Here is a 20,427-nt window from a genome sequence, read left to right as displayed (position 1 = left end):
CGCCGGCGTATCACGTCTCGGTTTTATCGGAGCCGGACAGGGCCATACGCAGACATTCAAGCAGAGCCGGCGTGGAGAAGGGCTTCGCGAGAAAGCAGATAGCGCCCGCCTTCAGCGCGCGGTCGCGCACGGCATCGTCGGGAAAGGCCGTCATGAAGATGAACGGCGTGTGATGACCGAGGCTGCGCATGTGCATCAAGAGCTCAACGCCGCCCATGACCGCCATCTGCACATCCGCGATCACGCAGGACGTTGTCTTCAGTTCGGCCGATTGAAGAAATTCGTCAGCGGAGCGAAAGATGTTGACCGTGTATCCCCGCGACGTCAGCAGATTGTTCGTCGCAAGGCGGACTGATCGATCATCGTCAATGACGGAAATAGCCGAGGGGATTGACAAGATGATCGCTCCTGATCGGGGAGCCGCCGATCACGGTGCCGCACCTGGCGGAAGGTGGGCTCTTGGAGCGAGCTTGAAAAGCATACTTAGGTTTGCACCTTTCCCCCCGGGCGTGAGATTCCGAGCGCCTCCACCATTCTGACGAGGTCGGCCAACGACTTGGCGCCCATTTTCCGCATGATCTGTCCGCGATAGATCTTGACGGTAATCTCTGCCAATCCAAGCTCGGCAGCGACTTGCTTGTTCATCAGACCGGACGCCACCAGGATGAGGATGTCGCGCTGGCGCGCGCTCAAACCCTCGAAGCGGGACCGCACTCCCGCAACCGACTCCTCGATATTGCGCCGCCTGCGATCCCGTTCGATCGCGGCCTGAACCGCATCCAGCATGTCCTGGTCGCGCACCGGCTTGGTCAGAAAATCGATGGCGCCGCTCTTCATGGCCCTGACGGTCATCGGAATATCGCCATGACCGGTGATGAAGATAATGGGCGTGTGAATGTTCGCCTTCGCGAGGTCCGACTGCAGGTCAAATCCGCTCGAGCCCGGCAGGCGGATGTCGAGCACAAGGCAGCTGGGGACCGCCGGTGGCTTGGCTTCCATGATCTCCGCCGCGGAGCCGAAAGCCTCGACCCTGAGGCCGACGGATTGAAAGAGGTTCGTGAGCGCACGGCGCATCGATGGATCGTCATCGACGATCAAGACGATCGCATCGTCGACGCTTGTCCGCGCCGTCGCGGCCTTGGGAAGGTCGGTCACGACGTGTCCTCGGTCGGCAAGGGCAGGGCAATCTGGAATGTTGCACCGCTCCCGTCATTGGGGAAGGCCGAGAGCCGGCCCGCGTGAGCCTCGATGATCGATCGGCAGATCGACAGTCCCATCCCCAGGCCGCTCGGCTTTGTCGTGAAGAAAGGTGTGAAGATGCGCTCCGTCGCGCCGTTGCCAAGGCCAACTCCGCGATCTGTCACGGTCACGAGCATGCGGCCTTCGCCGTGCCCGACACAGCGACGGACGAAATCGCGGTCCTCTTCAAAGAAGACGTTCAGCACGGATTGGCCGGTCAGCTCGGCCGCGGTGTAGCCCAGTTGCGCGGCGCCAAATGGATTCACGTTCAGCACCGTTCCGGCGGGATCGACCATGAAGTACATGACCGGATTGTGCTCGAACACCTGTCGCCATTGCTTTACGGCGTCGCGTAGGTCGGCGTTATCCTGCCGCCGGCCTTCTCCAGCCGCGGGCTCGTCTTTCGCTGCATTGCCGAGAGATCGAAGCGCCGCAAGGCCGCCGAGCAGGAATTGCGCGGCCGAGTTCCCTAATTTTGCGATCTGGCCAGGCATCATCGCAGGCGTCCCGGCCCGCTTGGGGGCAGGGCGAGTAGAGCACTTTGCTCCAACAGGGGCAATTCCGATCAAAGCAGGATTTCCGCACCGGAAATTCGCGGCCTCCGTGCAGCTTGCCAGGCTTGCGCCGTCTCGTTGCGCGCGGGCGAAACTCCGGAAAACTACCGGACAAACCTATGTATAGGTCGCGCAACCCTAGTCATACGCTGCATTTACTTCCGTACAATTGAGCGGCCCGCCGCATGGGGACTAGTCTCACCGTCAATCCAGTGGAGTCGATCGCGAAGCACGAACCGTCGAGTAGCTCGGTGTCGTGCACCCAAGAGGCCTGCTTCGCCTTCGCCGGCGCCTGACTTGCCGATGATCTGGCCGGTCATGATTGAGAAGCCGCATTTCGTTGACGAACGTGATGACCGTGCATCAGCGCCCGTGGGAGCCTGGACCATCAGAGGCACCCATCAGAGGCGAAGAGGAGAGGATCATGTGCGATAAGCCCGAACACTCCGAGCGCCCTTCTGCCGCAAAAAGCTGCGCCGTCTGCAGCGGGAAGTTCGGCCTGATCCGGTATTATTCCTGGCGAGCGCCGCTCTGCTCCCGGAAATGTCTCGATCGCTTCAGGGCGCGCCGTGAGCGCGACCGCCGCTGGCTGTTCCGGTTCCAGGCGGCGTAGGGACCAGCCGCAGGGACCGTCACCAGGAAACTTCCGAACCAGGAGGCTACGTGTTGAACCGTGTCGGCAAGCTCCTCCTGGCGATCGCGCTGCCGCTTCCCCTGATGACGGGCGTGAAGGCCGACGAGGTTGGACCGGATGCTGCACATCGTCACCATCCGCCTCAGGACGAGCTTCTGCACGAGAAGTTTTATTCGAGCTGGCACATGCCCGACAATCCGGTGCTGAGCTGCTGCAACAGCGCGGATTGCTACCCGACCGAGATCCGCTATGTCGACGGCAAGATCTACGCGCGGCGCCGGGAGGACGGGAAATACATCCTGATCCCGGTCCAGAAAATCGAGCGAAACAGGGACAATCCCGACGGCCGCAACCATCTTTGCGCGCCGCCGCCGTCCGCTTCCCTGGTCGATACGGTCTATTGCTTCGCGCTGGGAGGTGCCACGTGAGGTTCATATTGGTGAACGGCAGGACCCCTTTCCGCAAGACGTTCTGTCTGTGGTGCTGCGAGGAGATCAGCGGCAGCTATTTGCGAGACGTCCGAACGCTGCTGCCCTACTGCGACCACGAATGCTACGCGCTTCATCACGAAGCGTTGGCGCCGATCGGGGAGCGTGTGCGAGCGGCGTCCTGAGGAGAGAACCGGTCGAGGCGGCAAGAGAGGGCACGACGTTGAGATTCATGCTCGTCAATCAGGAAACACCTCGCCTCGGCGCTACCTGTAGCGCCTGCGCCCGGCCGCTGGGCGCGAGTTACCTCCGGCATGCCTCAATGCAAGAGCGGTACTGCGACTATGACTGCTACCGGCAGCAGGCAACCATGGAGATATTCTGGCCCTACCGCAGTTCGCTCGAGGCGATCACGGCGCTCACGGCCATTTCGGCCTGGAGCTTGATGATGCAGATGGGCGCACTCTCGCGCTCGCTGACCGAAGCCTATCTGCGCGCGCACGACCTTCTGACCACGGAAGGAGGTGACGGCTGACCCCACGATGCCGGCCGCGCAGAGCCGTCGGCCGCAGTCACCCCGTCCAGCTTCGCGCCGCGCTCCAGCCCCGGCGGTGCGGGCCTAGGGCGAGGGGGCTGCGGCCGATGCCGTCGGTGCCGCACCCACGTCTTGTGACGTGACACGCTGGACGTCCTTGCCGGCCACCATACCGCTGCCCTCGAAGCGGGCCCGGTAAACCAGCACGTTCTCCATCACCCGCTGCACGTAGTTGCGCGTCTCCGACAGCGGGATGCGCTCGACCCAGTCGACCGGATCGATCTTGGGATCTCTGGGGTCGCCGTGGGCCTGCACCCATTCGCGCACCCGGCCGCGGCCGGCATTGTAGCCGGCGAAGGTCATGATCTGGTTGCCGCGATATTCCGACAGCAACGCGCTGAGCTCGGCGGCACCCATCTGCGTGTTGTAGACGGGATCGGAGACCATCCTGTCCCAGTCATAGGTCACGCCGAAGCGCTTTGCCGTATCGCGGCCGGCTTCGGGCGTTACCTGCATGAGCCCGACGGCATTGGCGGCCGACTTGTCGCGCTGGTTGAACGAGCTCTCGGTGCGCGCCACTGAATAGATCACGCTGGTCTCGATCGCGGGCGCGACCTGCTTATGTTCAGGAATGCCGATCGTCGGGAAGGCGTAATGGTCCAGCGCCAGCCCGCGCGCCAGCGCCGACTTGCCGACCTCGAGCATGACGCGCGCATCGTTGCGCCGGCCGGCGAGCTCGCCGAGCGCTTCGAGCGCCGCGACGTCGGTGCTCTCCTTGGCGAAATCCTCGGCGTAGTAATACACCGTGTCGCGCTCTCCGATGCCGTACAGCATGTCGGCGGCGCGCACGCGCTCGTCCGTGGCCGGCGTGCCGACGGAGGCCAGCACGGGCGAGGGCGCCCGCAGCTCGATTCCCTCGAGGCCGAGGCGTGCACGGGCGAGCTGGCCGTAATAGGCGGTTGGATAGCGCGCGGCGGCCCTGTAGCTCATGCGCGCGTCGGCTGTGGCCCCCATGGCTTCGGCGGCGCGCCCGCGCCAGTAATGGGCGCGCGATAGCGCGAGCGGATTGGGCGAGCCCTCGTCGATCGCCGCAAAGTGCATCATCGCGGTCTTGGGATCGTCGAGATAGCGCAGCGCGATCCAGCCGCACATGAAGTGATAGTCGACGCGATAGACCTCCATCGCCGGCACCGCGGCGGCGCGCACCACATCATAGGCCGTCCCGGACTTGCCCTGGTCGAGCAGTTTTCGCGCCAGGAGGCGGCGTTCGCGCCACCAGGCATCGGTATCCTGCACCGCCATGGTGTCGGGCGCCGCAGCGAGGATCACCTCGGCCGCATCGTCGATGCGGTCCTTCTGGAGATGCCATTGCGCGCGGCAGAGGACATAGCCGAGGTCGCGGCGAGCATCGGCCGAGACGTCTTCGAGGTAGTCCTTGGCCTTGTTCTCCTTGCCGTTGACCGCCGCGCAGGCCTTGACGATCGCGAGCGCGTCCTCGCCAAGCCGCTTGGCCGCACGCCTTGCGCCGGCGTAGTCCTTGGCGCCAAGGCGCTTGTCCATGCGGGCGCGATGATCCTCGGCGGTCAGGAGGTCGCGGAACGCTGCGTAGGAATCCTCCTCGCTGCGCTCGGACAGTTCCTCCGAGCGCCAGGCCTCACGCACCAGACGCGCGGCCCTGTCGCTGTCGCCTTCGGCGACCAGCACGCGGGCGAGCGCGAAACCGCCCTTGGCACTGGTGGGCCGGTCCATCGTGAAGGCGTGCACGGTGGCCGCATCGGTCTTCTCCTGCCACAGCCGCGCCTCGGCGCGCCGGCGCAGCAGCGCGGCGCTCGGCCAATCCGGATTGGCGGCGAGGAAGGCGGCGTAGCGCTTGAAATCCGCCGTGCTCTCGGAATGGCGCAGCATGAACCAGTCGGCGAGCTTTTGTCCGGCGGGATCGGCGATGCGGTCGCGCGCCGCGGTCGCATCATCGGTCTTGCCCTTGCGTGCAAGGTCGATCGCGTCCTTGAGCGCGGCGAGGTCGCCGGTCAGCGGCGGCGGGGCGGGCTTGTCCGCGGGCTCGTCGTCCTGCTTTTTCGACTTGCGCCTGGCCTCGGCATGTTTGCCGTGCTTGCCGGATGCAGCATGACGGTGCTTACCGGTTTTGGCCTCATGCGTCTTCTTCGGCGCTGATGACTTGGTCTTCGCTGCCAGCTCCGTCGGAAGGAGGGCTACAGCGGCCATGGCAAACACACACGCGAGCGAGCGTAGGCACTGGTTCATTCCGTGGTCCCCCTGCGAAACCAGCACAAACCAAAGTCCGCGACGACATGCGGCCGAGAATCAAAACCCCATCAAGAACGATGACACGGCATCGTTTCGCATTCCTCACGCTGCCGCAACAATGCGGCAAAATACGGATGGAACGCGGGAACTTGCGCAACGGAGGATAAACGGAGAGCTCTTAACCTTCGTTAACGAATAGGGTTTGCGCGACGGTTGCGGCAGCTCTTGGCGCGTGAACGGCCAGATTGCGCGTGTTCCCGGGCCCAAATTCGGTGTATTGGGTTCCCGAGCCTTCTTTCACCCCTTTGCCCGCGCCTCATGCCGCTTTTCAACCAGTCGATCCGGCGCAAGATCGTCGGCATCGCCCTCGGATTGATCGTCCTGATGCTGGTCACCTCGATCCTGTCGATCGTGATGTCCAGCCAGGTCGGCATCCTCCTTGACGAGCTGACCAACCGCTACATACCGGCCTACGGAGATCTCGCGCGCGCCAATATCCGTTCGCTGGAGCGGGCGGTAGCGCTGCGGCGCATGGTCATGATGAAGATGCAGTCGCCAACGGACGAGGAGGCCTATGCGGCGCGCTTGCGCGAGTTCGAGGACGCTGACCGCAAGATCGAGCAGGAGGCCGAGAGCGCGCGCAAGCACATCAACGCGATCATCGACGATACCAGGACGCCTTCCGACAATGCCGCGCTGGCCCGGATCGAGACCCGGATCGAGACCGCCGTCATCGAGCTGCGCCGCGATCAGAACGAGGACCACGCAAAGCTGCTCAAGCAGATCGACGCCCAGCAGATGATAGAAGCCCGCAATACGCTGGAGCATATCGACGCGCTGCGCGACCAGTTCAACCAGAAGATCGACGCGATCCGGGCCGACATGCTGAAGCAGGTTTTCGTCTCTACGTCGCAGGTGATCCGCCACCAGCGGCAGGCGATCATCATTTCCGGCATCGTCACCGTCCTTGCGGCGGTGGTCGGATTTGCCTTTGCGCTGCTGGTCAGTAGCGGCATCACCCGCCCGGTGCGGCTGCTGCTCGCCGGCACTCGCGAGGTCGAGGCGGGCCGCTTCGACAAGGCCATCACGGTCTCGACCCAGGACGAGATCGGCGAGCTCGCGGCCGCATTCAACCGCATGATCGAGCAGTTGCGCCACAACGAGCGCATCCGCGAGACGTTCGGCCGCTATATCGATCCCAAGGTGGTGCAGGGCCTGATCGACCGGCCCGAGGTTGCCATCGACGGCCAGCGCCGGGTGATGACCATCATGTTCTCTGACATGAGCGGCTTCACCTCGATGAGCGAGGGCATGACCCCGCGCGGCCTGGTCAAGGTGATGAACCACTATTTCACGGTGATGTCCGCTCCGATCCGGAACAACCGTGGCGTGATCGACAAATATATCGGCGACGCCATCATGTCCTATTGGGGCCCGCCCTTCGTCGAGGAGGACGAGCAGGCGCTGCTCGCCGGGCTTACCGCCATCGATATGGCCGACGAAGTGCCCGCATTGCAGAAGCAATTGCCGGACCTGCTCGGCATCCGCGCCATGCCGGTGCCGTGCGATTTGCGCATCGGCATCGCCACTGGCGAGGTCCTGACCGGTAGCATCGGCTCCGAGCTGATGATGAGCTTTACGGTGATGGGCGACGCGGTGAACCTCGCCTCGCGGCTAGAGGCCGCCAACAAGGTCTACGGCACCCGCATCCTGATCTCGCAGGCGACCGCCGAGGCGATCGGCGCGCGCCTCGAATTGCGCGAGATCGACCGTCTCGCGGTGGTCGGCCAAAGCGTGCCGCAGCCCGTGTTCGAGGTGATGGGCAGGGCAGGCGCGCCCAATCCGCCGCAGGAGAGCTTGCGCGCGCACTATGCGGAAGGCCTTGCCGCCTATCGCGCGTGTCGTTTCGACGAGGCACGCGGCGCGTTCAACGCGGCGCTGGAGAGCGCTCCCGGCGACGGCCCGTCGCGCGCCATGCTCGCCCGCATTGCACAGTTCGAGGCCAACCCGCCGGCAGCCGATTGGAACGGCGCTTGGCGGTTGGAGAGCAAATAGCCGTCCGCCCGCGAATAATTGATTCTACCCTATAACAATGTTCGCAATGACCTAATGTCTGGGCTTAGGTTAGTTGTCCTTGAGGCGTTTAATGGGGATACGCCGATGACAGAACTTGAGGACAGGCTGGAGCGGTTCGAGACGCTCACCGCCGAATGCGAGCTGATTGCCAAGCTCGCCACCGACAGCAAGAAGCGCGAGTTTTACCTGAAGCTCGGGGAGCAGTACCGCCAGCTTGCGGTGGACATGCGCCAGGCGATCGCGACCAAGGCGGCGGCCTGAAACGGCTTAAGGGTTCCAATTGGAACGAGGCACGACGCGGCATCCCTGCGTTTGCAGGATCGCGCGTGATCGCAAGCCGTTCTTAACAATTGAGACGCATCCTTGATGGGAAGCGGGGAGTCGCGCATTGCGTCTCCCGGCGATGGGAATGCCTGGGGCAAGGTCGCCATGCGAAATTGTCCGTAGCTCGTTCGATGGTTGACATCCCATGCGTCTGCTTGCGGTCATCTTGTTTGCGCTTCTGACGGCAGCCTGCAACCAGGAGCAGGACGTCACGGGCTCGACACCGCTCTGCGCGCTGCGGAACTACAGCTCCTACAATCCCCGCGACATGAACCAGTGCGTTGCCGCCTGCAAGTCGTGTGACCACGGCAATACGGTCACGTGCACCACCTCCTGCACGCTCCGCGGCGCGCACTGAAAGCAAGGCATGCCGGCGAGGTCGCGCACGACACGCTGGCCTATGTGGCTATGAGCTCGCTCGGCGGTGCCGGGACACCGGAACGATCACGCAGGATAGTCATTGGAGTAAGCGGGCAGGACACGGAGTCCTATGGATGGGTACGCTCGATCCCGGCCGGTTTCTCGTGTCTTGCTCGCATTGCGAGGCTTGGCCGATGGCGGCCAACGTCAAACGCGCGAGCTGGTCGGCGCAGCCGCATGAGGTTAGGTTCGTCTGTCCGCGCTGCCGCCGTGAGGAGACCGCGATCGTCTCTGCGTCCGGGCAGCTGTTACCGATCAAGCGCGTCGACATTCCCCCGCACGAGGTGACCGCGGCCTGGGCCCGGGCCCAACGCCTGCGCGGGCGAACCTAGGGTTTCGGCAGGTCGGTCGCCGAGAACATCATCCGCTGCCCGCTGATGGGCCGCGCACCGGCATCGGCCAGCTCGTCGATGCCGGCGAGCGAGCGGGCCATGATCAGGACGCGCACGGAGCATGAGCCGGCCTGACTGCGAGCTGGCGGAATTCGTCGATAGCTGTGGTAGGGTAGCGCCGGGAGTTCACCTATGGTGCTCACGGGGCGCGCGACAGTTTGAGCAACGAGGTCCATTGGCGCGACGACATCGCGTCGCTGGTGTTTCCCGTCGCCGGACATGGCGCGATCTGCGCCGTGCACCGGGGCGCCTTCCGGACCTTGCTGGGCAGCGAGCCGACGCCGGACGCCTGCTTCGGCTATTTCCGGCAGTTTGAGGCCGCCTTTCGGGCCGCAGCCGGTGCCAAGATCGCCCGCAAGGGCATTTTGCCGGGGACGAGCCTGCATCTTACCAGTCGCGACATTGCCCGGAAGCTGCTAGAAGACGCGCAAATCGCCAACGGAGAATAGCCATGAGCCAGTCCCAGCTCGCAGACGCCCAGGTCACGACCCAGGTCACGCTTCCGGTCGCCGCCGGGCAGGTGGGACGGCGGTCGCAGGCTCTGATGGCCATGGTGCTCGGCGTGTTCGTCATCGGCATGGTCGGCTTCTCCCACATCGACGTCGTCCACAACGCCGCCCACGACGTGCGGCACTCGAACGCGTTCCCCTGCCACTAACCGGGGTGGCATGAGCACATTTCGCTCGATCGTCTTCGCGTCGGTCATTGCCGGTTTCATCGTCGGTCTCATCGTCACCGTCGTCCAGCAGTTCGGCACCGTCCCCCTGATCCTGAAGGCGGAAGTCTTCGAGAAGGCGGCGGAGGCGCACCAGCATGACACTCCGGCCACTGCGCAACCGGCAGCAGCCGGGCATGACCACGCAGGCCATGACCATGGCGCCGGCGGCCACGACCATGGCGCCGGGGCCTGGGAGCCGCGCGATGGTTTCGAGCGCAACGCCTATACTGCGGCCGCCAATATCCTGACCGCGATCGGATTCGCGCTGCTGCTGGCCGGCTTCTTCGCCGTGCGCAGCGGCGCTACGGGGGCCCTTGTGTCCTGGCATGAAGGCCTGCTGTGGGGCCTCGCGGGCTTTGCCGTCTTCACCCTGGCGCCCGGCCTCGGCCTGCCGCCGGAGCTGCCCGGCGTGCCTGCCGCGCCGCTTTTGTCGCGCCAGATCTGGTGGCTCGCCGCCGTGCTGGCCACGGCCGGAGGGCTCGCTTTGATCGCCTTCCGCCGCTCGGTGCCGGCCGCGGTCGCCGGCGTGATCCTGCTGACCCTGCCGCATCTGATCGGCGCACCGGAGCTCGCCAACATCGAGACCAACGTGCCGTCGTCGTTGACGCATCAGTTCGTCACGGCGGTAACGGTGACGAGCCTGGTGTTCTGGACCTTGCTCGGCGGTCTGACGAGCGCGATGTTCGCGCGTTTCGATCGCGGTGCGGACCAGCGCACCTAAAGCTTGCCCGTCGTCCAGACCGTCTCGACGAAGCCGAGCGGCCAAGCCCCTGGACAAAGCCGGAGCGAGAGGGCGTCAATCGATTTCGTTCCATGGGATCGGCGAAATCTTTTCGCGGATCCGCTGATTGCGCGCGATTGACAGCTTGGACTCCCGGGTTTCTAGTTGAGGCATCGGGGATATGCGGTCTCCCCGCGAGGCGACATGCCCAAGCATCGCGTCCTGATCATCAAGGGCGCAGCATGTCCACTTCACCCACCTCGATTTCTTTCGACAGAATGGCTCATTCGCCTCGCATGCGTCGGCGCGCGCGGTGCGGATGCCTGAGCCCGAAAAACGGATTCGACCTGGGGCAGGGACACCAGGAGAATGACCATGCGACTACGAACAACCTGTCACGCAGCCATCTTGCTGGCCGCCGTCATGGGCCCAGCGTCGCTCGCTGCGCAATTCATCGCGCCGGCCCAGGCCGAAGACATCAACTGGCAGGCGATCGACCAAACGCTAGGCCGCAAGGCCGCCGTCTCGGATGATGTCCACCGATACGGGTTTCCTCGCAACGATCTGTCCGTGACTCTGGACGGGGTAGCGATCAAGCCGGCGCTGGCCCTCGGCGGCTGGGTGGCGTTCAAGCCAGCCCATGGTGGCGCCATGGTCATGGGCGACCTTGTGCTCCTCGAGACCGAAATCAATCCCGTGATGGCGAAGATGATCGCGAGCGGTCTCGAGATCACCGCCGTGCACAACCACCTCCTGCGTGCGAGCCCGGCGACGTTCTACATGCATGTCGCGGGACACGGCGAGCCCGCCAAGCTGGCCTCGGCGATCCACGACGCACTCGCCGAAAGCAAGACCCCGCCGACTGTTGCCGCGCCGGCCAATCCGCCGCCCGCCGTCGATCTTGATACAGCCAAGCTCGACCAGATCATCGGCGCGAAGGGACAGGCCAATGGCGGCGTCTACCAATTCAACGTCAAGCGCCGCGATCCGATCACGCAGGAGGGCATGCCGCTCACCCCCGTCGGGGCGATGGGCGTTGCAATCGGCATCAACTTCCAGCCAACCGGCGGGGGCAACGCCGCCATCACCGGCGACTTCGTTCTGTCAGGTGACGAGGTGAATTCGGTGCTTGCGGCACTGCTGGCGAATGGCATCGAGGTGACGGCACTGCACAGCCACATGCTGGATGAGCAGCCACGGCTCTTCTTCATGCACTTCTGGGCTCATGACGACGCCATCAAGCTCGCCAAGGGCCTGCGGGCCGCGCTTGATAAGACTGCGAGCACGAAAGGCTGACCGGACAGGCAGCCGATGCCGCGCCGCTGCCGATCACAACATCAGTTCGTGCAGGCCAGTCCAGCCGGTGTAGAGGCCGACGAAGACGATCAGGGCCGCCGACACGTAGGGCGCGCGGTGGGCGTAACGGCTGAAACCGCCCCAGTGCCGTTCGACATGGCGCAGGCTGAGCGCGGCGAGAACGCCTGCCGACACCATCGTGATCGCAAGCCCGACACCGAAGGACAGCACAAGGACAAAGCCGAGGCTGAATTGCTTCAGCTGTATGCAAAGCAGCAGCACGGTGATCGCGGCGGGGCAGGGGATCAGTCCGCCGGTGAGGCCGAACAGCACAATCTGCGCCCTCGTCACGTTGCGCCCCCCAAAGCGCTTGCGGATGTCGGCGGCATGGGCGCGCGCGTGCGCGTCGTCCTCGTCGCCGAGATCCATGTGGTCGTGATCATGCTCCTCAAACAGGATCTCGGTGGCGTCGCCTGCAAGCGCGATGCGCGCCTTGAACGCATGCGGCTCGGGAATCTCCCCGACGCTTTCGAGGTATCCATCGCAAGCGGCAAACGCGAATGTCTGCTCCGAGCCGTCCTCGCGGATGGTGGTCATCTTGATATCGCGGGCGGCGGGAAGTTCGCCGGCCTCGTTCCGGATCCGCCAGCGAGGGGGCACGCCGTCCTCGAACACCTCCAGCAAGAGCTGCAACCCTGCCAGCGAGATGGATTGCAGTTCGTCGTGGTGGTGATGGTCGTGCGCGTGGCTCTGCTCCCGCCAGGTGCGCCAGACCATCCAGCCGGCGATGCCGATGATGATGACGGCGGACGCCATTTGCAGATAGGCCTCGCTGCGTTCGCCTGATAATTCCCGGCCGAAATACAACCCCGCGAGTGCGATCGCCCAGACGATGGCGGTATGGGAGATGGTCGCCGACAGGCCAAGCAGCACGGCCTGAAGCACGGTGCCCCTGATTGCAATGATGAACGCAGCCATCATGGTCTTGGAATGCCCGGGCTCGAGACCATGCAGCGCGCCGAGGAGGATGGCGCTAGGCACGAACAGCCATGCATGCGCGCTGCTCTGCTGGAGCAGGTGAGACAGGTCGGTCATCCGTTCACTTCAAATAGGTTCGGACGACGTCGATGAGGTCGGCGGCGCCCTTGGCCTTCTCCGGATCCTTCTCGTGCGCGGGATCCACGACATGATGGCGGATGTGGTCCTCCAAGAGCTCGGTGGTGAGACCGCTGATCGCGCCTTTCACCGAAGCCACCAGCATCAGCACATCGGCGCAGCCGATCTCCGACTCGAGCGCGCGCTCGACGGCCTCGAGCTGGCCCTTGATACGCCGGACCCGACCGATGAGCTTCGACTTGTGCTTGATCGTATGTGACATGCTCATAAGATAGGGGGGTACCCTATACAAGTCAATGCGTGGATGCTGATCGTACAGCTGCCTTTGGCCAAGGCGACGGTGTGGAGGGAGAAAGCCCTCATCCATCACCGTCACTCCGAGGCGCCGGCGCGCAGCGGAGGCGCCGAAGGATGCAAGGGGCGGGAAACGGTCGACTCAGTCTGGCTCCGCTCGCCATTGCCGCAAGGCTGGGCGCGCCTCTCCCTTCACAAAATCTGTAGTTGTGGATGGCCGGTCTCATGAGGGTAACACAGTAGGCTTTTCCGTGTCCTCTGAGCCACTTTTGTGCTCTTCATGCAACATTCCCGCGCGATTTGACCCCTATCGCAGTCCGTTCGCATCCGCGCCGCTTTTTGGCCACACCCAAACATGAATAAAATCCAACTCTAATGTTTCAGGGGCTGGGCTGGTCCCTTGCAGGCGGCGGAAAATCCCAAGGTCGATTCAAATCTTGGGTCTGATGTTCCGGGTCTGACAAGGGTTAGCCAAGGAAACTGGTCGCGATGGACGCCAAGACCAACATCAAGCAGAGGCTGCCGAGCCGTCACGTGACGGAAGGCCCTTCGCGCGCGCCCCACAGGTCCTACTTCTACGCCATGGGTCTGACCACCGAGCAGATCCACCAGCCCTTCGTCGGGGTCGCCTCGTGCTGGAACGAGGCCGCCCCCTGCAACATCTCTCTGATGCGCCAGGCGCAGGCGGTGAAGAAGGGCGTCGCGTCCGCCGGCGGCACGCCGCGCGAATTCTGCACCATCACGGTCACCGACGGCATCGCCATGGGCCATGACGGCATGCGCTCCTCGCTGCCCTCGCGCGAATGCATCGCCGACTCCGTCGAGCTGACCGTGCGCGGCCATGCCTATGACGCGCTCGTTGGCTTGGCCGGCTGCGACAAGTCGCTGCCGGGCATGATGATGGCGATGGTCCGCCTCAACGTGCCCTCGATCTTCATCTATGGCGGCTCGATCCTGCCCGGCAATTTTCGCGGACAGCAGGTCACCGTGCAGGACATGTTCGAGGCCGTCGGCAAGCACTCGGTCGGCGCCATGTCGGACGAGGATCTCGACGAGATCGAGCGCGTGGCGTGCCCCTCGGCCGGCGCCTGCGGCGCGCAGTTCACCGCCAACACCATGGCGACCGTCTCCGAGGCCATCGGCCTGGCGCTGCCTTACTCGGCCGGTGCCCCGGCACCGTATGAAATCCGCGACGCCTTCTGCATGACCGCAGGCGAGAAGGTGATGGACCTGATCGCGTCCAATCTCCGGCCGCGCGACATCGTCACCCGCAAGGCGCTCGAGAATGCGGCCGCTGTAGTCGCGGCCTCCGGCGGCTCGACTAATGCTGCGCTGCACCTGCCGGCGATCGCGCATGAAGCCGGCATCAAGTTCGACCTGTTCGATGTCGCCGAAATCTTCAAAAAGACACCGTATGTCGCGGATTTGAAGCCGGGCGGCCGTTATGTCGCCAAAGACATGTTTGAAGTAGGTGGCATACCGCTTCTGATGAAGACGCTGCTCGACAACGGATTTCTCCACGGTGACTGCATCACTGTCACCGGTCGAACGATCGCCGAAAACCTCAAGAGCGTGAAGTGGAATCCGCACCAGGACGTGGTGCACCCGGCAGACAAGCCCATCACCGTCACCGGCGGTGTGGTTGGTCTGAAGGGGAATTTGGCGCCAGAAGGTGCGATCGTGAAAGTCGCGGGAATGTCCAATCTGAGGTTCACCGGTCCGGCGCGTTGCTTCGACCGGGAAGAGGACGCCTTTGAAGCCGTCCAGAACCGCACGTACCGCGAAGGCGAAGTCATCGTGATCCGCTACGAGGGCCCCAAGGGCGGCCCCGGCATGCGGGAAATGCTCCAGACCACCGCGGCGCTGACCGGCCAGGGCATGGGCGGCAAGATCGCGCTCATCACCGACGGCCGCTTCTCCGGCGCCACCCGCGGCTTCTGCATCGGTCATGTCGGGCCCGAAGCTGCCATCGGCGGCCCGATCGCACTGTTGCAGGATGGCGACATCATCGAGATCGACGCCGTTGCCGGAATCCTTAACGTAAAATTGAGCGACGCCGAGCTCGCGCAACGCAAGACCAAATGGAGCGCTCGCGCGACTAACCACACGACGGGCGCGCTCTGGAAATATGCCCAGCAGGTTGGACCAGCGGTCGGTGGGGCAGTAACCCATCCGGGCGGCGCGCACGAGAAACAGTGTTATGCGGACATCTAGGCGTGCCATCGTTGCGTTTGTGTTGGGGGCTGCCGCGCTGGCGGCGCCGGCGCTCGCCTTTGATGGTGCGCCGGTCAACCAGAAGGATGCGACCATCCCGGTCGTGACCACCTTGCCTGGTGCTGCGGGCGCGGTGCGCAAGTCCTTGCCGCCGGTCGCGACCCAGGAAACCTCGCTCAGCGCTCTGCAATATGCCGCCGAGGGCGGTCACCCGATCGCGCAGTGGAAGCTCGGCCGCATGTACGCCAGCGGCGACGGCGTGGCCCAGGACGACGTGCGCGCCTTCGAATATTTCACCCGCATCGCCAATGCCCATGCTGAGGACAGCCCGTCCGCGCCGCAGGCGCAGGTCGTGGCCAACGCCTTCGTCGCGCTCGGCCGCTACTATTTGAGCGGTATCCCGAACTCGAAGATCAAGGCCGATCCGGACCGGGCGCGGGAGATGTTCTCCTACGCGGCCTCTTATTTCGGCAACGCGGACGCCCAGTACGATCTCGCCCGGCTCTATCTGAAGACGCCGGACGCCTCGCGCGAGGATTTCCGCTACGGCGCGCGATGGCTCGGCCTCGCCGCCCAGAAGGGCCAGCACGAGGCCCAGGCGCTGCTCGGGCAGATGCTGTTCAACGGCGACCGCCTGCCGCGCCAGGCTGCGCGCGGCCTGATGTGGCTGACCTTGGCGCGTGACAGCGCCGGCACCGACGAGACCTGGATCAAGGAAAACTACAACCGCGCTTTCGCCAAGGCGTCGGACGACGACCGCGCCATGTGCCTGCAAATGCTGGAACAGTGGGTGCAGGGCCGCCACGAGTAAGCGCGGCGACCTCGGTGCCGTAGGTGAGGTGGGGCAAAAGCGGAGCGCGCCCACCACCTGAGTGGCGCTTACGCCGCCTCCAGATCCAGATCCGCCCACACCGGCACGTGGTCCGATGGCTTCTCCCAGGCCCGCACATAGCTATCGATGCCGACATTGGCGAGCCGGTCGCTGGCCTGCGGCGATAGAAGCAGATGATCGATGCGCAAGCCCTGGTTCTTCTGCCAGGCCCCCGCCTGGTAGTCCCAAAAAGTATAGAGCCCGGGCTCGTCGGTGACGGCCCGCAGCGCATCGGTCAGGCCGAGGCCGAGCAGGGACTGGAAGCTCTCCCGCGTCTCGGCCTTGAACAGGGCGTCCTCGGTCCAGGCGGCGGGATTGTGGACGTCGCGGACGTGCGGAATGACGTTGAAGTCGCCTGCGAGGATCAGCGGCTCCTCCGTCTTAAGGCGCTCCTTCGAATACTCAAGAAGCCGGGACATCCATTTGAGCTTGTAGGGATATTTCTCGGTCCCGACCGGATTGCCATTGGGCAGATAGAGGCAGGCGATGCGCATTACGCCGCGCTTGAGCGTCACCACGCCCTCGAGGAAGCGGGCATGCGCGTCCTCGTCGTCGCCGGCGAGCCCCGACTTGGTCTCGTCGAACTTGAGCTTGGAGAGCAAAGCGACGCCGTTGAACGTCTTCTGCCCGTGGGTGACCACGTTGTAGCCCAGCGCCTCGATCTCCAGCCGCGGGAACGCCTCGTCGACGCATTTGATCTCCTGCAGGCAGACGATGTCCGGTTGGCACTCCCTGAGCCAGGTCAGCAGCAGGTCGATCCGCTGCCGGACTGAATTCACGTTCCAGGTGGCTACTCTGATGGGCATGTCGACGCGCTCCGGGCAGGGGCCATGGTTAGAACAAAATGCAAACGTGCCCGTCAAGGACGCCGCAAAATCTCCCACAAAATTAACCCGGCTTAAGCAGGCGGCAGGCCATTGATGCGGAAAAGGTTCCTCGGATGGGATGGCCGGACAAATCCACTACAGAGACTGAGCCGCAGGATGGCCTGAAAGACGGCCTGGTTGGCGCGTTCCTGTACTGGCTCGGCGGCTTCGAGATCGAGGACGGCCTGACCGCCGGTCTCAGCGAGCGCGAGCTGCGCCGCATCCGCGCCAAGCAGATCGACGCCGTGACGCGGGCCATCCCGGTGACGATGGCCGTGACCATGCTCAATGTCGCCATCGTACTGATCCTGTTCTGGGGCCGGGGCTGGAACGATTTCCTCGCGATATGGGGCATGACGCTTGCCGCCGCCGCCTCGCTCGCGGTGAGGGCGTGGCGGCGCGCGCAGCAGAATCCGCCGCAGGAAGCGTCACGCCGCGCGACGCGGCAAATGATGCGGCAGGCATTCTTCCTGGCCGCGATCTGGGGCATGCTGCCGCTCGCATTGTTCAGCCGCGTCGGCCCGACCAGCCAGCTGATCCTAGCCTGCCTGATGGTTGGCATGATGTCGGGCGGCGCCTTCACGTTGTCGACCTTTCCGCGTGCGGGCCTCGTCTATCTCGCGACCATGACGGTCGCCTGCGCCGGCGCGATGCTGTTGTGCGGTGCTGGTCCGTATGCCCTGACCGCGGTGTTCCTGCTGCTGTTCGCGTTCTTCATGGCGCGCAACATCGTCTCGCAGGGCAATCTGTTCCTCGGCAATCTCAAGGCCCGGCTCGAGCTCGAACGCCAGACCGAGATCATCTCGCTGCTGCTGAAGGATTTTCAGGAGAACGCCAGCGACTGGCTGTGGCAGACCGACGCCGAAGGGCATCTCACGGATGTGCCCGAGCGCTTCGCCGACGTCGCGCAGCTGCCGCTTCCACTGCTGAAGGGGTCGCTCTTCGCCGACGTGCTCGACATGCTGTGCCCCGAAGATCAGGCGGCGGCCTACAACGTCGTCGGCCTGATGGAGCACGCCGAGCCGCTGCACGAGATGAACCTCAAGGTCGTTGCGGGCGGCGAGGCGCGGCTGTGGTCGCTGACGGCGAAGCCGGCCTATGACCGCGACGGGCAATTTTTGGGCTATCGCGGCTTTGGCCGAGATGTCACCGAGCGCTGGCGCGCGGAAAAGGCCGAGGCCGAGAGCCGCGCGAAGTCGGATTTTCTCGCCGTGATGAGCCACGAGATCCGCACGCCCATGAACGGCGTGCTCGGACTTGCGAGCATGCTGCTCGAAACAAATCTCGATCCGGAGCAGCGCGAGGCCGTCACCACGATCCGCGAATCCGGTGACAACCTCCAGCGCATCCTCAACGACATCCTCGACCTGTCCAAGCTCGAGGCCGGACGCTTCGCGTTCGAGGCGATCGACTTTGCGCCGCAGACGCTGGTCGAGACGGTCGCGACCGTGGTGCGCGCAAGCGCCAAGAGCAAGGGGCTCGCAGTCAAGGTCGAGCTCGATCCGGACCTGCCGCCGACGCTGCGTGGCGACGTCGCGCGTATCCGGCAGGTGTTGCTCAATCTCGCCTCCAACGCCGTGAAGTTTACCGATCAGGGCGAGGTGACGATCAAGGCCATTTGCCAGGCGCGCCGCGATCTGCTCGCAACCGTCGAATGGACCGTGTCGGACACCGGCATCGGCATTGCGCCCGAGAAGCTCGGGCAGCTGTTCTCGGATTTCGCGCAGGCCGATGCCTCGATCAGCCGCCGCTTCGGCGGCACTGGCCTCGGTCTCGCGATCTCCCGGCGTATCATCGAGCAGATGGGCGGCACCATCGGCGTCATCTCGACGCCGGGCGAGGGCTCGACCTTCCGCTTCACGCTGGTGCTGCCGTGGAGTCAGGCGCAGACGTCAAGTCAGGACGCGGGCCGCGATGAAGCGGACGACCTCAAGGCCCGCATCGCGAGCCTCGACCGGCCGCTGAAGGTGCTGGTCGCCGAGGATGACGCCGTCAACCGCATGGTCGTGAGCAAGATGCTCGGTGCCTTCGAGGTCGAGCTGCGGGTCGTCGCCGATGGCGTGGACGCCGTCGCGGCCGTCTCCGAAGGCGATTACGACATCGTGCTGATGGACGTGCGCATGCCAGAGATGGATGGCCTTGCCGCGACCCGGGCGATCCGCGCGGAAGGCGGGCGCTTCGAGGCCCTGCCGATCATCGCACTGACAGCCAACGCCTTCCCCGAAGACGTCAAGATCTGCCGCGAGGCCGGCATGTCGGACTTCCTGGCCAAGCCGCTACGGAAGCCCGCGCTGGCCGCGGCCCTGCTGCGCGGGCTGGACGGTCACGTGATGGCAGAGGACGCGCCGCTCCAGCCGGAGTTGATGCCGGTCGAGGCGGAGTGGACGGACGAGGAAAGGCAGATGACCGGGGCTTAAAGCACTTTCAAGCGAAGTGAATGCCGTTGGCGTAAAGAAAACGCGTCAAAAAGAGAATCGCCGATCAAATCGCCGGCGAAATCGATTTGGTGCTCTGCTACGGCCGACAATGCAACGCGGCGCCGTTACAGTTTTCCATAAACTCGCCCGGCGACTGCCTTCAGGCGCTCGACCGAACCGGACTCCGGATGCGGCTTGACCGGTGCGAACAGGATCGAAGCCTGCCTGCCGTTCTTCCAGACATAGATGTTGACGGCGTTGCCGTTGCCCTTGGTGCAGGAATGCTCGCCAAACGCTTCATTACCGAGCTCGGGGATCGCCACGTGCTGGCACGGGTCCGTGCGTTTCATCATGCTGATGACCGTGTCGCGCGAGCTCGCGATCACCGCGACGGCCATGGTGTTGGCCGCGCGATCGAACATCATGCAGCTGCCGGCGCCGGTCCGCTGCACCGTCAGCGTGCCTTTGTCGAGAAAACCGTCGGCATCCGCGGCAGTGAGCCACTCGCAATTGCCGAACCGCTCGCTGCTCTTGCTCACGTTGGCGATGGCAACGCGGGCGCCTTCGGTGAGCGGCCCGAGCAAGGCCTCGTCGGCACGCCGGCCGGTCGGATAGACGCTGATCTGCAGGATGTAATCGCCGGACAAGGCGACGACCGATGCCTCCTGGCGCTCCGCGCCGGCGGCGCTCGTTCCGCCCTGGCCTTCGTCGCCGATGTCAGCGACTGCGTTAAGCGGCATGCGCTCGCCAAGCGTCTTGACGAAGGTCGCGTACAACTCCTTGGCGCGGTCCTTGTCGGGATTGCGAAACACGGTCAGCATCATCGTGTCGCCGCGCCCGCCCTGATAGATGCAACCACGGCCGTCCTGATTTGAAATCAGCGACCATTTGAGCGCAGGCATCGCGTCGGCGAGCTCCCTGGCGCTGATGAACGGGCAGGTTTCGGAAGCGCGCGCGGGAAGCACCGGGACGGCTGCGATTGCAAGGAGTAGGGCGAGGCAACAGAGCAGACGATTGATCATGCGCATCTGATAATTGACTTCCGCT

At 64.4% G+C, this 20,427-nt stretch carries 20 protein-coding genes and 2 pseudogenes; 13 read left to right on the top strand and 9 right to left on the bottom strand.

All coding sequences use genetic code 11. The features are described from left to right. Positions 1 to 10 precede the first annotated feature (10 nt). The 4 genes and pseudogenes from ABID58_RS32715 to ABID58_RS37435 form a co-directional block, all read right to left on the bottom strand. Positions 11 to 397 (bottom strand): response regulator transcription factor, encoded by a 387-nt coding sequence (locus ABID58_RS32715; protein ID WP_187435143.1) that lies wholly within the window; start codon positions 395 to 397, stop codon positions 11 to 13. A gap of 86 nt (positions 398 to 483) precedes the next feature. Further along, on the bottom strand, positions 484 to 1,074 hold the full coding sequence (locus ABID58_RS32710) for a response regulator transcription factor (protein ID WP_430640189.1): 591 nt from the start codon (positions 1,072 to 1,074) through the stop codon (positions 484 to 486). A gap of 77 nt (positions 1,075 to 1,151) precedes the next feature. Continuing rightward, a pseudogene (locus ABID58_RS37440) lies at positions 1,152 to 1,328 on the bottom strand (ATP-binding protein); the annotation flags it as partial. A gap of 66 nt (positions 1,329 to 1,394) precedes the next feature. Further along, a pseudogene (locus tag ABID58_RS37435) lies at positions 1,395 to 1,736 on the bottom strand (PAS domain S-box protein); the annotation flags it as partial. A gap of 720 nt (positions 1,737 to 2,456) precedes the next feature. Between ABID58_RS37435 and ABID58_RS32700 the strand changes: the two are divergent. Together ABID58_RS32700 and ABID58_RS32695 are read left to right on the top strand one after the other, a co-directional pair. Further along, entirely contained in the window at positions 2,457 to 2,855 is a 399-nt protein-coding gene (locus ABID58_RS32700) for a hypothetical protein (protein ID WP_354036991.1), read from the top strand. Between the two features lie 322 nt (positions 2,856 to 3,177). Continuing rightward, positions 3,178 to 3,390 carry a hypothetical protein gene (locus ABID58_RS32695; protein ID WP_354036990.1) on the top strand — a complete coding sequence of 71 codons (213 nt, stop codon included), beginning with the start codon at positions 3,178 to 3,180 and terminating at the stop codon, positions 3,388 to 3,390. 84 nt (positions 3,391 to 3,474) lie between these two features. Here the strand turns inward: ABID58_RS32695 and ABID58_RS32690 are convergent, their stop codons facing one another. After that, positions 3,475 to 5,652 (bottom strand): lytic transglycosylase domain-containing protein, encoded by a 2,178-nt coding sequence (locus tag ABID58_RS32690; RefSeq protein ID WP_354036988.1) that lies wholly within the window; start codon positions 5,650 to 5,652, stop codon positions 3,475 to 3,477. 321 nt (positions 5,653 to 5,973) lie between these two features. Here ABID58_RS32690 and ABID58_RS32685 point away from each other — a divergent pair, with 321 nt between their 5' ends. From ABID58_RS32685 to ABID58_RS32650, 8 genes are all read left to right on the top strand, one after another. Next, the gene (locus ABID58_RS32685) at positions 5,974 to 7,710 is read left to right on the top strand and encodes an adenylate/guanylate cyclase domain-containing protein (RefSeq protein WP_354036986.1); all 1,737 of its coding nucleotides are present in this window, start codon (positions 5,974 to 5,976) and stop codon (positions 7,708 to 7,710) included. 105 nt (positions 7,711 to 7,815) lie between these two features. Then, a complete protein-coding gene (locus ABID58_RS32680) occupies positions 7,816 to 7,992 on the top strand; it encodes a hypothetical protein (protein WP_187435144.1) in 177 nt (58 codons plus the stop codon). Between the two features lie 208 nt (positions 7,993 to 8,200). Then, entirely contained in the window at positions 8,201 to 8,413 is a 213-nt protein-coding gene (locus ABID58_RS32675) for a hypothetical protein (RefSeq protein WP_148753751.1), read from the top strand. A gap of 136 nt (positions 8,414 to 8,549) precedes the next feature. Further along, the gene (locus tag ABID58_RS32670) at positions 8,550 to 8,807 is read left to right on the top strand and encodes a hypothetical protein (RefSeq protein WP_148753752.1); all 258 of its coding nucleotides are present in this window, start codon (positions 8,550 to 8,552) and stop codon (positions 8,805 to 8,807) included. Positions 8,808 to 9,025: 218 nt separating this feature from the next. After that, positions 9,026 to 9,316 (top strand): hypothetical protein, encoded by a 291-nt coding sequence (locus ABID58_RS32665; RefSeq protein ID WP_148753753.1) that lies wholly within the window; start codon positions 9,026 to 9,028, stop codon positions 9,314 to 9,316. A 2-nt stretch (positions 9,317 to 9,318) separates the two neighbouring features. Then, a complete protein-coding gene (locus ABID58_RS32660; protein ID WP_354036985.1) occupies positions 9,319 to 9,525 on the top strand; it encodes a CbtB domain-containing protein in 207 nt (68 codons plus the stop codon). A 10-nt stretch (positions 9,526 to 9,535) separates the two neighbouring features. Continuing rightward, positions 9,536 to 10,306 (top strand): CbtA family protein, encoded by a 771-nt coding sequence (locus ABID58_RS32655; protein WP_354036984.1) that lies wholly within the window; start codon positions 9,536 to 9,538, stop codon positions 10,304 to 10,306. 423 nt (positions 10,307 to 10,729) lie between these two features. Then, positions 10,730 to 11,602 (top strand): DUF1259 domain-containing protein, encoded by an 873-nt coding sequence (locus tag ABID58_RS32650; protein ID WP_354037049.1) that lies wholly within the window; start codon positions 10,730 to 10,732, stop codon positions 11,600 to 11,602. 33 nt (positions 11,603 to 11,635) lie between these two features. Here ABID58_RS32650 and ABID58_RS32645 read toward each other — a convergent pair whose 3' ends face one another. Together ABID58_RS32645 and ABID58_RS32640 are read right to left on the bottom strand one after the other, a co-directional pair. Beyond that, entirely contained in the window at positions 11,636 to 12,697 is a 1,062-nt protein-coding gene (locus tag ABID58_RS32645; protein ID WP_354036982.1) for a HoxN/HupN/NixA family nickel/cobalt transporter, read from the bottom strand. 4 nt (positions 12,698 to 12,701) lie between these two features. Beyond that, a complete protein-coding gene (locus ABID58_RS32640) occupies positions 12,702 to 12,980 on the bottom strand; it encodes a metal/formaldehyde-sensitive transcriptional repressor (RefSeq protein ID WP_063706516.1) in 279 nt (92 codons plus the stop codon). A 521-nt stretch (positions 12,981 to 13,501) separates the two neighbouring features. Here ABID58_RS32640 and ilvD point away from each other — a divergent pair. Both ilvD and ABID58_RS32630 read left to right on the top strand, forming a co-directional pair. Further along, a complete protein-coding gene (ilvD, locus tag ABID58_RS32635) occupies positions 13,502 to 15,226 on the top strand; it encodes a dihydroxy-acid dehydratase (protein ID WP_354036981.1) in 1,725 nt (574 codons plus the stop codon). Continuing rightward, the gene (locus tag ABID58_RS32630) at positions 15,213 to 16,037 is read left to right on the top strand and encodes a tetratricopeptide repeat protein (RefSeq protein WP_148753758.1); all 825 of its coding nucleotides are present in this window, start codon (positions 15,213 to 15,215) and stop codon (positions 16,035 to 16,037) included. The genes ilvD and ABID58_RS32630 overlap by 14 nt, the downstream gene beginning before the upstream one ends. 68 nt (positions 16,038 to 16,105) lie before the next feature. Here the strand turns inward: ABID58_RS32630 and xth are convergent, their stop codons facing one another. Further along, positions 16,106 to 16,903 carry an exodeoxyribonuclease III gene (xth, locus tag ABID58_RS32625; protein WP_354036980.1) on the bottom strand — a complete coding sequence of 266 codons (798 nt, stop codon included), beginning with the start codon at positions 16,901 to 16,903 and terminating at the stop codon, positions 16,106 to 16,108. A 134-nt stretch (positions 16,904 to 17,037) separates the two neighbouring features. Here xth and ABID58_RS32620 point away from each other — a divergent pair, with 134 nt between their 5' ends. Continuing rightward, on the top strand, positions 17,038 to 19,380 hold the full coding sequence (locus ABID58_RS32620) for an ATP-binding protein (protein WP_354036979.1): 2,343 nt from the start codon (positions 17,038 to 17,040) through the stop codon (positions 19,378 to 19,380). A 125-nt stretch (positions 19,381 to 19,505) separates the two neighbouring features. Here the strand turns inward: ABID58_RS32620 and ABID58_RS32615 are convergent, their stop codons facing one another. After that, positions 19,506 to 20,408, bottom strand: a complete 903-nt coding sequence (locus tag ABID58_RS32615) for a hypothetical protein (RefSeq protein ID WP_354037048.1) — start codon at positions 20,406 to 20,408, stop codon at positions 19,506 to 19,508. Positions 20,409 to 20,427: the final 19 nt, after the last annotated feature.

This window comes from Bradyrhizobium sp. S3.2.6 (assembly GCF_040546885.1).
In the GTDB taxonomy this organism is placed as follows: domain Bacteria; phylum Pseudomonadota; class Alphaproteobacteria; order Rhizobiales; family Xanthobacteraceae; genus Bradyrhizobium; species Bradyrhizobium cytisi.
The sequence above is the reverse complement of the archived record's forward strand: the minus strand, read 5'-3'. Positions and strand labels throughout refer to the sequence as shown.